General features: G+C 40.6%; 10 protein-coding genes. 2 read left to right on the plus strand and 8 right to left on the minus strand.

The window, feature by feature from the left end; genetic code table 11:
* Positions 1-9: 9 nt before the first annotated feature.
* Positions 10-2,943, minus strand: coding sequence for an Hsp70 family protein (locus tag J2S07_RS14125; protein WP_307151059.1), 2,934 nt, complete (start codon positions 2,941-2,943; stop codon positions 10-12).
* 36 nt (positions 2,944-2,979) lie between these two features.
* A complete protein-coding gene (locus J2S07_RS14130; protein WP_307151061.1) occupies positions 2,980-3,741 on the minus strand; it encodes a hypothetical protein in 762 nt (253 codons plus the stop codon).
* Between the two features lie 243 nt (positions 3,742-3,984).
* Here J2S07_RS14130 and J2S07_RS14135 point away from each other — a divergent pair, with 243 nt between their 5' ends.
* On the plus strand, positions 3,985-6,828 hold the full coding sequence (locus J2S07_RS14135) for a transglycosylase domain-containing protein (RefSeq protein ID WP_307151062.1): 2,844 nt from the start codon (positions 3,985-3,987) through the stop codon (positions 6,826-6,828).
* 40 nt (positions 6,829-6,868) lie between these two features.
* Here J2S07_RS14135 and J2S07_RS14140 read toward each other — a convergent pair whose 3' ends face one another.
* The 3 genes from J2S07_RS14140 to J2S07_RS14150 all read right to left on the minus strand — a co-directional run bounded on the left by J2S07_RS14140 (position 6,869) and on the right by J2S07_RS14150 (position 9,509).
* Positions 6,869-8,023, minus strand: coding sequence for an acetoin utilization protein AcuC (locus J2S07_RS14140; protein WP_307151063.1), 1,155 nt, complete (start codon positions 8,021-8,023; stop codon positions 6,869-6,871).
* Positions 8,020-8,667: an acetoin utilization AcuB family protein gene (locus tag J2S07_RS14145; protein WP_307151064.1), complete on the minus strand. Its 648-nt coding sequence runs from the start codon at positions 8,665-8,667 to the stop codon at positions 8,020-8,022. Before J2S07_RS14145 ends, J2S07_RS14140 begins: the two co-directional genes overlap by 4 nt.
* A 209-nt stretch (positions 8,668-8,876) precedes the next feature.
* Positions 8,877-9,509, minus strand: a complete 633-nt coding sequence (locus J2S07_RS14150; protein ID WP_307151065.1) for a GNAT family N-acetyltransferase — start codon at positions 9,507-9,509, stop codon at positions 8,877-8,879.
* A 249-nt stretch (positions 9,510-9,758) separates the two neighbouring features.
* Here J2S07_RS14150 and acsA point away from each other — a divergent pair, with 249 nt between their 5' ends.
* Positions 9,759-11,477, plus strand: coding sequence for an acetate--CoA ligase (gene acsA, locus J2S07_RS14155; protein ID WP_307151066.1), 1,719 nt, complete (start codon positions 9,759-9,761; stop codon positions 11,475-11,477).
* 36 nt (positions 11,478-11,513) lie between these two features.
* On the opposite strand, the gene motS is transcribed toward acsA, so the two are convergent.
* Genes motS through ccpA form a run of 3 tightly spaced genes read right to left on the minus strand, consistent with a single transcriptional unit; the run spans position 11,514 to position 14,113 of the window.
* A complete protein-coding gene (gene motS, locus J2S07_RS14160; RefSeq protein WP_307151067.1) occupies positions 11,514-12,248 on the minus strand; it encodes a flagellar motor protein MotS in 735 nt (244 codons plus the stop codon).
* Positions 12,238-13,056, minus strand: a complete 819-nt coding sequence (motP, locus tag J2S07_RS14165; RefSeq protein WP_307151068.1) for a flagellar motor protein MotP — start codon at positions 13,054-13,056, stop codon at positions 12,238-12,240. Before motP ends, motS begins: the two co-directional genes overlap by 11 nt.
* A gap of 58 nt (positions 13,057-13,114) precedes the next feature.
* A complete protein-coding gene (gene ccpA / locus J2S07_RS14170; protein WP_307151069.1) occupies positions 13,115-14,113 on the minus strand; it encodes a catabolite control protein A in 999 nt (332 codons plus the stop codon).
* Positions 14,114-14,181 lie beyond the last annotated feature (68 nt).

Below are 14,181 nucleotides of genomic sequence, written 5' to 3' on the forward strand. Positions count from 1 at the left end.
CCTAAAAAGTCAATCTAACTCGATTTTCTTGATTGAGCTTAAAAAATTCCCTGCTTCAATCCCGTCTTCCGTTGCAACGACGTACTCAAGCGTTTTTGGCCCAACTGCCCTAATGAAGACATAAGCCTCATCATCCAGCACCTCGATTCGCTCACGCTTCATCATTACGCTTCCGATATCAAGATGCCCATTGACTGAATCTGGTAGTTTCGTATAGTACAGCTCAAAATCTTCCACACCAGCATCGATATAGTTGTACCAAACATGGTAATCTGGCTTTCCGTAAGCAGCCTTTGATGCCTTCAATTCATCTAGCAAAACGAAATTCCCTTTTTTCTCATAGCCAATAAAATATTGGAAGGTAATTTCTTTTTCTTCCCCCTTAGCCACCTTGCCATTATCAATAACTTTAATTTTGCTACCTTTACGACATTTGATTAGGCCAAAAGCGACACCTGTTTTGCCGTTAGGCTTTTCGATATTATCTTTATCCGTTTCTAATCCACGTTGTTCAAGAATCTGATTGGCTTCTTCACTCCCTAGAGGAGGAAAGATCTTAAATATTTCTTTCTTTTGATCTCCGTTATGTAATTCTGCATTAATTTTTCTCGTTTCACTTTCAATGTAGCTTGTAAAAATATCCTGGACGATCTCTGCTTTACAGGAATTCCCCGCGAGGAAGATGTTAATCGTGTCAACGCCTTCTGTTGAATGAAAGGTAAAGGATTGGGCTAATGCAGCAAAGAAGTTCCTTACCCCTTTTTCAATCCGCTTTTCGATCGTTGCTTCGATTTCCTCTTGATTTATCACTAAATCATAATCCTTGAATTCCCCTGACGAGTTAAAAAGCTTAACTTTTACACTTGCTAGCTCAAAGATGCTTTCGTAATCTTCGCTCCGTTCCCAGATTGGACGTAGCTTCTCCATTAATTGCTTCGTATTTAATCTTGCTTCCTGACTTTCACTGATGATCGCTTCACTACCAGGAAATCTCTTGCATTCAGCAGGTAAAGTAAACATGATCTTGTTCTCACGCATCAGATCCTGATTGGCTTTAAATGTTTCAAACGCTAGGAGCTCTAATAGGTTTTCCCCGCCTAAATATTTGTCACCGCCAGCTCCAAAATGTTCAATCACATAGTCATAGCGCCTCTCTTTACGATTCGCCCCTCTCCATAAGCCAAAATCGAAGTCAGTCGTTCCGCCACCAAAATCAAAGATTCCGTAGAATACCTTCTCATCCTCATCAGGATCAAAGCCATATTCCTGGAGAGCACAAACTGCATAGGCCGCAGGCTCACTAATATCCGTGTTAATTCTAAATTTGGATATCCATTCCTCATTTTGTAAAACGGTAACAGGCAATGATTTCTTTAGGCCTTTTTCAAAACAACCAGCGATTTTCTCCCTGGTCGCCAGATCATAGGTCACCGGGAACGACAACATATAATCGAGGTAAATGCCATTCCACATATTGTTTATGTAAAGCCCGATATAATAGGCGTAGATTTCGATAGGGTTAAAATCATCTTCGTCTAGCTGGTGAAAAGGCTGCAATACTCTATTTTCCCCAGTCTTATCTAGAATGGTGATGATTCTTTTTTCATCACCAGCCCACTGCTTCAAATCATGTATAAAGGCATTAAATTCCGTGCTGTTCGCATTGACCATGTCAGAAGCTGCTGTATGCGATACGACCATATCCTGCCAGGAGGTATAGGGTCTGCCTACCTTTTCCTGATAGTCCGCTAAAAATTGATTTAGATTGATAAATTCCATGACCGTGGGGTTTTCATAGTGTTTATCGTTGATTTTCTTACTCAAATCTCCTGTTCCAACACGCATGGGGAGAATCTTGTTATTATCCAAGTAAGTGACAACAGTGCTCTTCGTTCCAAAGTCAATCCCGACTACTCCATTTTCTCTAATATCAGCAAGCGGATTCCTTGCAACAAGTTCAAAATCACCCTTCAAAACATAGGAACTCTTCTCATCAAACTCGCCATCCCAAAGCTCCCAATGTCCTGCGTTTGGATCGACCAAGATTTTTTCGGGATAGGAATCAAAATCGGCACGATATAAATCGCAATCTAGTAAATCGGTTTTAACGTTTTCGAGTACATCTCCCTTTAGGTTTGCTTGAACATCAAGAGTCGACTTCGAGAAGATGCTTTCATAGATCTCACTGTAGTTGATCTCTGTATCGCTCGTTCTTAGCTTTAATGTTCCTTTTTTCAAATCCTTTACGATCCCAGGTAGATTCTCCATATTGATCATCAGGGTTTGCTTCTCACTGAAAATGACATATTCCTTGTTAAAAAGATGGCACATAAGCTCATATTGCCTCTTGACCTCTGAAGAAAGTCCATCTGGTATAAGATTATTCTCAATCCATAATCTCGTAGTTTCAGCAGCCAAAATCCTTCTACTATTCACACCGTTTAAGCGATAAATTGGAATAAACAAACAATGATCCTCATCGCTTACATATGTGGCATGGTGATTGACATTCATGCTATTTGAAACGCCATTTTTTAAAACCTTCACGTAGAAAAAGTCCTTGCGGTTTGCATAGATGCTGTTCACTTTTCCTTGTGGATACAGTTTTTTGAATTCCTCAATCGTAATAGGTTGCCCCTCGAAACCGTCAAACTTCATGTAACTTGCGTTAAGATCACATTTCCAATGTAGTCCCTCTCCGAATTTGAACGTCTCCATATCCGGCACTAGCCCTACTACCTTTTTAAAATACCGGCATTTCTTACCTTGGAAAGTAATCCAGTCATTCTTTAATAATTCCTCCACCTCATGAACGAGCTCGGTAGAAAATTCCAACTTTAGCTTGCTTAATATTTTGGCAATTTCCGATTCAGTTAATTTCTCAGCAATTAATTGATAGGTTTCTTTACTGACTGGTAGTGTATCGACTTTCTTTGTATACATTGTTGAATTCTTCTCCCCTTAACATAGCTGTCATAATTAAAGCGCGACAATCGACTTTCTTTCAATTTTTTTGCTGTTTGTGTTCACATAGCCCTCGAAAATCACCCTATCTATGTATCCTGCAACACGACTCTTTGAAGTTCTCATATGCAGCTCACTATCATATTTTTCATTCTCGGAAACCGTTTGAAGCTCATACAACGGTCGGTCGAAGGTTGAATTATAGGCGTGGAAGAAATATAAGAAAATGGCTCGCAGCTCTTCAAGCTCGTCATCATTTCCTTCGACAACTCTTATTTTAATCGCATCCCACAGCAGCTCTATATTCTGCTTTTGGACCCCACAAACTAGGAATTGTTCAATCGTTTGACCACGAAAAATGCCACTTAACGAGGATTTCAAAGCAGGTGACAACTGTTGATAGAGTTTATAGATTTTAAGTTGTTCACCAAAGAGAGCTTTAATCCCCGTGTATTTTTCCTGCCAATGATCAACCTGCCCCTTCAAGATTAAATATTGACTGCTAATTTCATTTAATTTCGTCTGAATTTGTAGGCAATTCTCCTGTTCCTGCTTTGTTTTGCTTCGCTCTAAAATGATTTGATTCTGTAAAGCTTTATTTTGAGCTTCGAGTTCTTGAATTCTTTGCTTCCACTCTTTTTCTACAAAACTATTCTTCTCTTCTGATTCAGCATAAATGCTGCGAATTTGCCCGATAATTTCATCTTCTTTTAATGCTCTTTTTAGAGACTGAAGAAAAGCTTCAAATTCATTTTCGTTCTGTTCTAAATCCATCATCTTTGTCCTTCCTTGCAATCTTAAGTTTCTTCTCATATAGGAACATAGATCTATTATAATGGATTCAACTAATATTTAGGGTCCCGTAATGAATAATTTCTCAAAATAATTTTGATTCAGACTGCCAACTTCCAGCACACATTTACCTATGGAAAGTATTGAGAAATGTTAGAAAAATATAAGGTTCTATCCTACTTGTTTCTTTCTTTATGCTATAATGTATGTGATTTTAGGAGGAATGCTATGAATAATGAAAAGATGAGCTTGAAGAAGGTATTAAAGTCTTGCCAAGATTTTTTGACCAATAGAAGAACGATAAGAGGAGCTAGTATTACCTATCAGGTATTCTGGAATTTAACCCTTATATTTCTTATCCTTCTCATCCTCGGTGGTGCCTTTGCTGGAGGTGTTGGAGCTGGCTACTTCGCATCCCTGGTCAAGGATGAGCCAATTCGTTCCTATGAAAGTATGAAAAAGGATATATACAATTATGAGGAAACTTCCAATCTATACTTTGCCAATGATGTCTATTTAGGCAAGCTTCGTACAGATTTGGAAAGAGAAGAAGTAAAGCTTGATGAAGTATCAGATTATCTGTTAAAGGCTGTCGTGGCAACAGAGGATGAATACTTCTACGAACATGACGGAGTTGTTCCTAAGGCCATTTTGCGTGCCATCTTTCAGGAGGTTACTAATTCCTCTGTGCAATCAGGGGGAAGTACCCTAACCCAACAATTAATCAAAAACCAAATTCTCACTAATGAAGTTTCCTTTGAACGTAAAGCAAAGGAAATCCTATTAGCACTCCGGTTAGAGCGCTTCTTTGACAAAAAGGAAATCTTAGAAGCTTATCTCAATGTATCAACCTTTGGAAGAAACTCTTCCGGACGCAATATCGCTGGGGTGCAAGCTGCCGCTAAGGGCATATTTGGAGTACCTGCAAAGGAATTATCGCTGCCACAGGCCGCTTTTATTGCTGGTCTGCCACAAAGTCCTTTTGGCTATACACCTTTTACGAACAGAGGGGAAATCAAGAATAATCTAGAGCCCGGCATGATAAGAATGAAAACCGTATTGAAAAGGATGTATGACAACGGCTCTATTAACGAACAACAATATAATGATGCAGTTCGTTATGATATTACAAAGGATTTCATTCCACCAAGCACAAGTCCTCAGGAAAAATATCCATGGCTTACCTTTGAAATTGAAAAAAGGGCAGTCGATATTTTATCCAAGATATTGGCTGAAAAAGATGGATATACCGAAGATGATTTGAAAAATGATGAGGATTTGAAGAATGAATACTTGGCATTGGCAGATCGAGATTTGCGCCAAAACGGATATGAAATCCACTCAACAATTCATAAAGATATCTATGATGCCATGCAAAAAGCAAAGGATGAATTCCAGTATTACGGAAGTGATATTCAAGTAACAGAAAAGGATCCAGAAACAGGTGAGCAAGTAAAAGTTAATAAGCCTGTTGAGGTAGGAGCTATATTAATTGAAAACAAGACTGGGAAAATTCTTAGTTTCGTTGGAGGAAGAGATTTCAGCCAGCAACAGCTGAACCATGCGACAAGTGCCAAACGATCAAATGGTTCCACGATGAAGCCGCTCTTAGTGTATGCACCAGCCATTGAGCTCGGCAGCTTGGCTCCTGGTACGATCTTGCCTGACTTACCCCTTACCTTGAAACCAGGTTCGAGCAAGCCATGGCCAAGTAACTATGGAGGCGGTTATAGTGGATTAGTATCAGCTCGCTATGCATTAGCAAAATCCTATAATGTGCCGGCGGTTAAAGCATATGTCGATATACTAGACAAACGACCCGCAGATTATTTAGTCAAAATGGGTTTCACATCTTTAGTACCTGATGATTTCACAAACCGCTCTACAGTACTGGGTGGTCTTACAAATGGAGTGACCGTTGAAGAAAATGTCAATGCTTTCGGAACATTTGCCAATGGCGGTCAATTCATTGATGCTTATATGATTGAAAAAATCGTCGACAAGGAAGGCAATGTGATCTATCAGCATGAGGTTCAGCCAGTTGACGTATTCAGCCCACAAACAGCTTATTTAACCTATGACATGCTAAGAGATGTCATTCGGTCGGGTACGGCTGCTTCATTGAACAGCAGACTGAAGTTCAGCTCAGACTGGGCTGGAAAAACTGGAACGGGACAGGAGTATAAAGATGCCTGGTTTGTCGGAATTAATCCAAATGTCTCCTTTGGAACTTGGATTGGTTATGACACTCCTAAACCATTGCAGGTGACTTACAAAGGGCTTTCCTATTCAAATCGGAATATCTATTTATGGGCCCAGCTCATGAACGCAGCCTACGACGTCGCACCGGATGTAGTAAAATCAACCGAAACCATAAAAATGCCAGGTGGAATCGTGAGACGATCCTTCTGTGCCATTTCAGGATTATTGCCATCTGACGCTTGTTCCCAGGCTGGACTTGTTGAAACCGACCTTTTTAATGCTAAATTTGTTCCAACGAAGGTGGATGACAGCCTCGTACTTGGCAGATATGTCCAGATTGGAGACAAGAAATATTTAGCGCTGGATTCCACACCAGCGGAGTTCTCAGAGGCGGGCTTAATTCTAAACCCTGATTATATTGAACAAATATTTGGGATTAAGATTAACCCACAGCATCTCATCCCAGCAAAGGATCGGTGGGCAAAAATTTTATTGCCTGATGATAAAATGCAGGATAATGGAAAGGTTCCTGCCCCAGTTTCCGCTCATGTCTCGGGTTCCACCATTACCTGGGCCAAACACCCTGAAGGAGACATCATCGGTTACAGAGTCTATAAAAACGGCAGCAAGGTTGCCTCTATTAAGGTTGGGTCTGCACTATCCTTTACAGGAGGAAATGGAAGCTATTATGTGACTGCGGTCGATATCGCCGGAAATGAGTCAGCACCTTCTGGAGAGGTAAGAATCGGACAGGTAGACAATCCTGGAGTTGAAAATCCAGGTGAGGAAAAACCAGAACTACCGCCAACCAATCCACCAGACGATGGAATTGATGAGCCAGGGGATGGATCAGGCGACAACAATGGATAAGATGAGAAAGAGAAGAGGACTAGAGTAAAATCTAGTCCTCTCATTTTTTTCTGATTGGATAAAGAGCATTGAGTACAGTTTGTGCATTTTTTTCAGTAATCTCTGCCTTTCTAGGAATCGGTTTATATAAGTTGTCGGGATCGTCCCATTGTGCAGGCAAGGTGACAGGAGCTTCCTTTTGCCAAAAGTCAATCCATTCCTTTGGCAAATCACCAGCCACATTTCTATTTTCGGTCATTTCCAGCCAAATCAAGCTCCAAGCTCTGGGCACCACTCTCCATATGTCATACCCTCCTCCACCGACTGCAATCCATCTTCCATCACAATATTGATGGGCGATTTCATGAGCAAGCTTGGGGATTTCTCGATAAATTCTCATCGTCGCCGATAGGTGGGTAAGGGGATCCAAATAGTGAGCATCTGCCCCATTTTGAGTCAATATCACATCTGGTTTGAAAAATTCTGCAACTTCCTTAACTGACGTTGTGTATGCATCAAGCCAGGAGTCATCCTCGGTAAAGGCATCAACAGGAATATTGAAGGAATAGCCATATCCTTTTCCTTGACCCCTTTCATTCACATTCCCGGTACCAGGAAAAAGATATCTTCCTGTCTCATGAATGGAGAAGGTACATACGGTAGGATCATCATAAAAGGCCCATTGTACTCCGTCACCATGATGGGCGTCCGTATCTATGTATAGAACCCGTGCCTGGTATTTCTCCTGCATATACTTGATTGCAACTGAACTATCGTTGTAGATACAAAACCCTGAAGCCTTCCCTTTAAAGCCATGGTGAAGGCCACCGCCCAAATTCAATGCATGCTTAACCTTGCCTTCCATCACGTAATCAACGGCTGTTAGGGTGCCACCCACTAAAAGGGCGCTTGCCTCATGCATTCCTGGAAAAATCGGTGTATCTTCTGTACCAAGCCCATAGCTTTCCGCTGTATCAGCCGAAAGTTCTCCATTCCCAGCTTTTCTTACAGCAGCTACATATTTGGGATCATGAATCAGCTCCAACTCTTCATCACTTGCCATTCTTGGTAGAATCATATCCTCATCGGATATCGCATTTATCTTTTGCAACAAATCTAGCGTAAGCTTTAAACGTAACTGATTAAAAGGATGATCTTTATTAAACTTGTATTTTAGTTGTTCCTCAGAAAAAATAAATATTGAATCCCGCATCATGCGTCCATCCCCGGAAGATGTGGCCAAAGTACCTGATGGCCCGACCTTTCTAGCTCCTCAATCAATCGTAATGGATTCATCGTTTGGATTCTTAAGGCAATAATTTTGTAGAACTCATCCTTTTTATCAGGGTATACCAGTACACTTAAAATATTGACCTTGCAGTTTTGAATATCGGAAAAAAGCCGAAATAACGCACCTGGTTTATTGCGAACTCGAATTTCAATTTGCGATCCAGGCTGATGCGCACCTGTTAATTCAACGAGTGTATGGAGCAAATCTGTTTGTGTGACAATCCCCACTAATCTATTTTCCTTAATAATTGGCAAGCAACCAATTTGACTTTCATAGAATATCCCTGCTACATCCTCAACAAAATCAAGAGGATGACCTGTAACGAGATTCGTCTTCATAATAGACTCCAAAGGCTGATCGAGAACCTCCTTATGCACATCACATTGGAAAATAGACGGAGTAGCTTCCTTTACATCACGGTCAGTAACAATTCCAACTAAATGATTTTCATCATCAACGATCGGAATATGTTTGATTCGCTCTTCCTTCATAAGTTTGATGGCATCTTCAATCGTATTTTCCCTGGCTAATGTGTGTACATTGGATTTCATTATCTCCTCAATAATCATGAGTAATCCTCCTCGGCGTAAGTAAAAAATCTAGACTACCTATTTTTGTTCGGCACTGTTATATTGGGTTGCTGATTAGTATATCGCCTTATACGTGTACGTTCTCTACGTTATTCGTACCGAATAAAACCCGTTCACGCACACGTATAAGGCTAAAATCAACACTGTACATTAACATTGTTTAATATCATCAGGGTTTGGAAAAGAGCCTAATACATAAAACGATTCATAAAGCGAAGTCGGTCAAATTTTTGTATTGATTCATTATCCACTCTTTTTCCAATCCTTGCCATTAAGCAATTGGCAGGATGGGAGCTGATTTCCGGATCGTCTGTTGCATACCATTCCAGCCCACCGGCATTCATCATTTTTTCCATCACTTTGCGATACTCCCAAACGTTCAAGCCCGTCCCTTTCAAATCCCAGTGCCAATAATATTCAGTCGTGATTGTGATATAATCCTCCATCGCATCATCCATCATCGATACGATAAGCAAATGCTTCCCCACTCCGCATCCTCTGAATTTAGGAATCACTTCAATGGCCCCTAATTCTATCAAATTTTCGATATTGCCCTCTGACCAGCGTTCAAGAGGGTCTGGATATAGATAGGTCGCATACCCAACCACCATATTCTTGTACCTGGCAATAATGATTCTACCTTCAGGCAATCCAGCAATGCCAATCAATGCTTGATGCTGCTGTGCAGGAGGACGAAATGCTACAAGATCCTCATGAAATTCTAACTTAGCTAGTATCTCTTGGGCTACTGGCCCTTCTATGATTAAATCTCCATGCGGTGTCTTTAATTCTTTGGCGTAATACGTTTTCTTGTGTTCCATGAATCCACCACCTATTTTGTTTCTAGCAAATGATCAATATTATTATACATGAAAATAAATATTATAAATCAATTTCACAAAATTTTCAGTATTTTAACCAAATAGACAAATAATTATTGCAATTTGACTAATCGAAAAAAAATAAAGAGATTGAACATTGATTTTCAGATCTAATATTTATAAAATTGTGAATAGTAATGATTTGTAATATAATATAAACAACTTTTTAAGAAGGGGGAATTTTATCACATGAAATTGGAAACGCTACCAGCCACTCAAGGAAATTATAATTTAGAAAACTATGAGGCTACCTACAAGAACTTCGATTGGAATGAGGTAGAAAAAGAATTCACATGGTCGGAAACAGGGCTTGTGAACATGGCTTATGAAGCAATTGATAAGCATGCAAATTCCTACCGAAAGAATAAAATTGCTCTGTACTATCGGGATGCTAATCGTAATGAAAAGTATACATTTAAAGAGATGAAAGATTTATCTAATAAGGCTGGTAATGTTCTGAAGGCATACGGAGAAGTCAAAAAGGGAGACCGTGTTTTTATCTTTATGCCTCGTTCTCCTGAGCTTTATTTTTCTGTCTTAGGAGCGATTAAGCTTGGTGCTATCGTAGGCCCATTATTTGAAGCTTTCATGGAAGGGGCAGTACGGGATCGACTGGAGGATAGCGAAGCCAAGGTTCTTGTTACTACCCCTGAATTACTTGAGCGTGTTCCTTATCATGAGCTTCCATCATTGAAGCATATTTTCCTGGTCGGTAATGATGTTGAAGAAAATGATCCATTTATCGATTTCAATCAAAAGTTCGCTGAAGCAAGTAGTAAGCTTGACATCGAGTGGGTTGATCGAACGGATGGATTAATTCTACACTATACGTCTGGCTCCACTGGTAAGCCTAAAGGGGTTCTGCATGCCCACAATGCAATGATTCAACATTATCAAACGGCTAAGTGGATATTAGATTTAAAGGAAGAGGATACATATTGGTGTACGGCTGATCCTGGATGGGTTACCGGCACGTCCTATGGAATTTTTGGTCCTTGGTTAACTGGTACCTCCAATCTAATCGTCGGTGGAAGGTTTGATCCGAACACCTGGTACAAAATGTTGGAGGAGTATGGGATAACCGTCTGGTATAGTGCTCCAACCGCCTTCCGTATGTTAATGGGGGCTGGAGACGAAATTATTAAAGAGTACGATTTAAGCCAACTCCGCCATGTTTTGAGTGTTGGAGAACCGTTAAATCCTGAAGTTGTAAGATGGGGAATGAAGGTCTTTAATCTACGCATTCATGATAACTGGTGGATGACCGAAACAGGCGCCCAGCTTATTTCAAACTATCCTTGTATGGACATTCGCCCAGGTTCAATGGGGAAACCAATTCCAGGGGTAGAGGCAGCCATTGTCGATAACCAAGGAAATGTTCTCCCTCCAAATCGCATGGGAAATCTCGCTATAAAAAAAGGCTGGCCTTCCATGATGAAGATGATTTGGAACAATCAGGAAAAATATGACTCCTATTTCATGCCTAACGGCTGGTATGTTTCAGGAGATTCTGCCTACATGGATGAGGATGGTTATTTCTGGTTCCAAGGACGGGTCGACGATGTGATCATGACATCTGGTGAGCGTGTTGGTCCTTTTGAGGTAGAGAGCAAGCTCGTTGAGCACCCAGCAGTGGCAGAGGCCGGTGTTATCGGAAAGCCTGATCCGGTACGTGGAGAAATAATTAAAGCATTTGTTGCCCTACGTGATGGGTATGAGGTGACCGAGGAGCTTAAAGAGGATATTCGTCAATTTGTTAAGAAAGGTCTTGCTGCCCATGCAGCACCTCGAGAAATTGAATTCCGTGACAAGCTTCCAAAGACAAGAAGTGGAAAGATCATGCGCCGTGTCTTAAAAGCATGGGAGCTTGATTTGCCAACAGGTGATCTATCAACCATGGAAGACTAATTAGAAGAACCTCTGTCCTTAGTGACAGAGGTTCTTCTACTCAATCATATCTTTCTCAGCAAATTTGGGATCTAAAACAACAATTTCAACTCGACGATTTTTCTCCCAATTTTCCGGACTATCGTTCGGGACGATGGGTCTTGTTTCTCCATATCCGACCGCAATAAATCGAGCACTTTCTACTTGAAAATGATCAACAAAATATCTAATCACACTGCTCGAGCGTGCTGTTGATAATTCCCAGTTTGATGGGTAGCGAAAAGTTGTGATTGGACGATTATCAGTATGCCCTTCTACCTTGACTAAGTTTGGCATATTTTTTAGCATACCACCTACTTTATCAAGGAAAGCATTTCTTCCACCGATAATTTCCGCCTCTCCTGTCTCAAACAATACCTGTTCATCTAAGACAAGAACAACCCCTCTTTCGGTACGATTCGCTATAATCACATCTTCCAATCCATTTTCCCCTAGGAATGTCTTAATCTCGGATAATAAATTTTGCAGATCAGACTCCTCACCATCTGCCTCATTTCCATTATCCTCTTGAGTACCAGGAGGATTTTCGAGCGGGACGATTGAGGGGTTAAAATCTAGTATTTCACGGCCTCTAAATGATTCAGCTATCGCTTTAAATTTGATCATATCAATCTGAGACATTGAAAATAATAGAATAAAGAACACTAGGATAAGCGTGACCAAATCAGAGAACGTAACCATCCATGCAGGGGCCCCCTTCGGATGCTCATCTGGCCTTCGTTTAAACCTCATCTTCTAGGGCCTCCCCACTCTGCACCACTCTAGAGTCCTCCATTCTCTCCTTCGTAGATAAAAAGGCACTTAATTTTTCCTCTAGAATTTTAGGATTTTGGCCAGATTGAACACCAATCACCCCTTCAATAATGACCTGCCTAAAAAAGACTTCTCTTTCTGTCTTCAGCGCTAGCTTTGCCGCCATTGGAATAAACACCATGTTTGCGAGTAGCGAGCCATAAAGGGTAGTCAAAAGAGCAATTGCCATATTCGGACCAAGGGAAGATGGATCATCTAAATTTCTCAACATTAATACAAGACCAATTAATGTCCCAATCATCCCCCAAGCCGGGGCAAATTCCCCTGCTCTTTCTAAGATGCTTCTGCCCTTACGATGTCTTTCCTCCATTGCTGAAATCTCCGCACTCATAATATCGTGAATCACATCTGGCTCCAAGCCATCTACCGCAAGAAGAACGCCTTTTTTGATAAAGGGATCTTCTACCGTTTCAATTTCCATCTCTAAAGCCAATAATCCCTCTCTCCGCGCTCTTTCAGACAATCGTACAAAAATTCGAATGAGCTCAGAGAGGTTATAGTCCTTTTGTGAAAAAGCCTGCCTCATGACGGTAAATGAGTGTTTCATATCCTTTACAGGGAAACTAATTAGGAGTCCCGATATGATCCCACCAAATACAACAATCATAGAGGCTGGATCAATAAAGGAAATAAAGCCGCTTACTCCCCCATTGTACATAATCCCAAAGACAAGCATAATAACACCGACAGCCAAGCCAATCGGTGTTAAAAGATCAGATTTTTTCATAGCTCCTCCCACTGAAAGATGAACAAAGCATCGTTTTTTCTTTATATCGACCAATTTTTTATTTTGTTGACCGTCTTTGCTCAATTCGATGAGGAAGGATAACAGTATGCTCGGAAACTTTTTCCTTATTCATTAGCTTGGTTAATAAGCGCATTGCTACCGCCCCGATATCATACAGTGGCTGAACAACGGATGTCAGCTGAGGGCGAACCATCAAAGCTAGCCTTGTATTATCTGAAGAAATCACTTCAAAATCCTCAGGAATTTGATAACCCTTATCCTCTGCTCCATGGATAACCCCAAGTGCCATTTCATCTGAACCTACGTAGATGGCAGTTGGCTTATTTTCAAGTTCCAGTAGTTTTTCAAAGGCCTCAATACCAGAATCGTATGTATAATCGCCTTCCACAATCAGCTCTTCGTTGTATTCAATTCCTGCTTCTTCAAGAGCCCGTTTGTATCCATTGAGATTTTTCTTTTCATTGATTGGCTCATGCAAAGGACCGATAACAAATGCAATTTTTTTATGTCCTTTTTCAACGAAAGAACTTACAGCATCATATGCCCCTTGCTCATAATCAATATTTACGGATGGCACCTGCCCCGTTTCCTCAATCGAACCAGCTAATACAATGGGAACCGGAGATTTTTCAAATTCTTCCACATGCTCTTTCGTTATATTTCCGCTCATAAAAACAATCCCATCCACCTGTTTGCCGAGCATCGTATTTAAAAGATGTAGTTCCTTATCCTTATTCTGATCAGAATTACTCAAAATGATATTGTACTTATACATCGTAGCAATATCCTCGATTCCTCTTGCAAGCTCTGCAAAAAAAGGACTCGAAATATCGGGAATAATCACACCAACCGTCGTCGTTTTCTTGCTTGCTAATCCACGTGCTACCGCATTCGGTCGATAACCTAGTCGACTGATTACTTCTAATACCTTTTTTCTAGTAGCTGGCTTCACATTGGGATTGCCATTAACAACCCGTGAAACGGTTGCCATTGAAACATTTGCCTCTCGAGCTACATCATATATGGTAATATTCATTCTTATCGCTCCTTATTTTTACAACTGTTATTCTTATTTTATCCTATGGATGGGTACTTTAGTTAAAT

This window comes from Anoxybacillus andreesenii (assembly GCF_030813005.1).
In the GTDB taxonomy this organism is placed as follows: Bacteria; Bacillota; Bacilli; order Bacillales; family Cytobacillaceae; genus Robertmurraya; species Robertmurraya andreesenii.

Bases quoted from the DNA above. Each gene is read 5' to 3' on its own strand.
- ccpA (WP_307151069.1), bottom strand. From the start codon at position 14,113: ATGAATATTACCATATATGATGTAGCTCGAGAGGCAAATGTTTCAATG.
- J2S07_RS14140 (WP_307151063.1), bottom strand. From the start codon at position 8,023: ATGATGCGGGATTCAATATTTATTTTTTCTGAGGAACAACTAAAATAC.
- J2S07_RS14125 (WP_307151059.1), bottom strand. From the start codon at position 2,943: ATGTATACAAAGAAAGTCGATACACTACCAGTCAGTAAAGAAACCTAT.
- motS (WP_307151067.1), bottom strand. From the start codon at position 12,248: ATGAGGTTTAAACGAAGGCCAGATGAGCATCCGAAGGGGGCCCCTGCA.
- acsA (WP_307151066.1), top strand. From the start codon at position 9,759: ATGAAATTGGAAACGCTACCAGCCACTCAAGGAAATTATAATTTAGAA.
- J2S07_RS14135 (WP_307151062.1), top strand. From the start codon at position 3,985: ATGAATAATGAAAAGATGAGCTTGAAGAAGGTATTAAAGTCTTGCCAA.
- motP (WP_307151068.1), bottom strand. From the start codon at position 13,056: ATGAAAAAATCTGATCTTTTAACACCGATTGGCTTGGCTGTCGGTGTT.
- J2S07_RS14145 (WP_307151064.1), bottom strand. From the start codon at position 8,667: ATGATTATTGAGGAGATAATGAAATCCAATGTACACACATTAGCCAGG.
- J2S07_RS14130 (WP_307151061.1), bottom strand. From the start codon at position 3,741: ATGATGGATTTAGAACAGAACGAAAATGAATTTGAAGCTTTTCTTCAG.
- J2S07_RS14150 (WP_307151065.1), bottom strand. From the start codon at position 9,509: ATGGAACACAAGAAAACGTATTACGCCAAAGAATTAAAGACACCGCAT.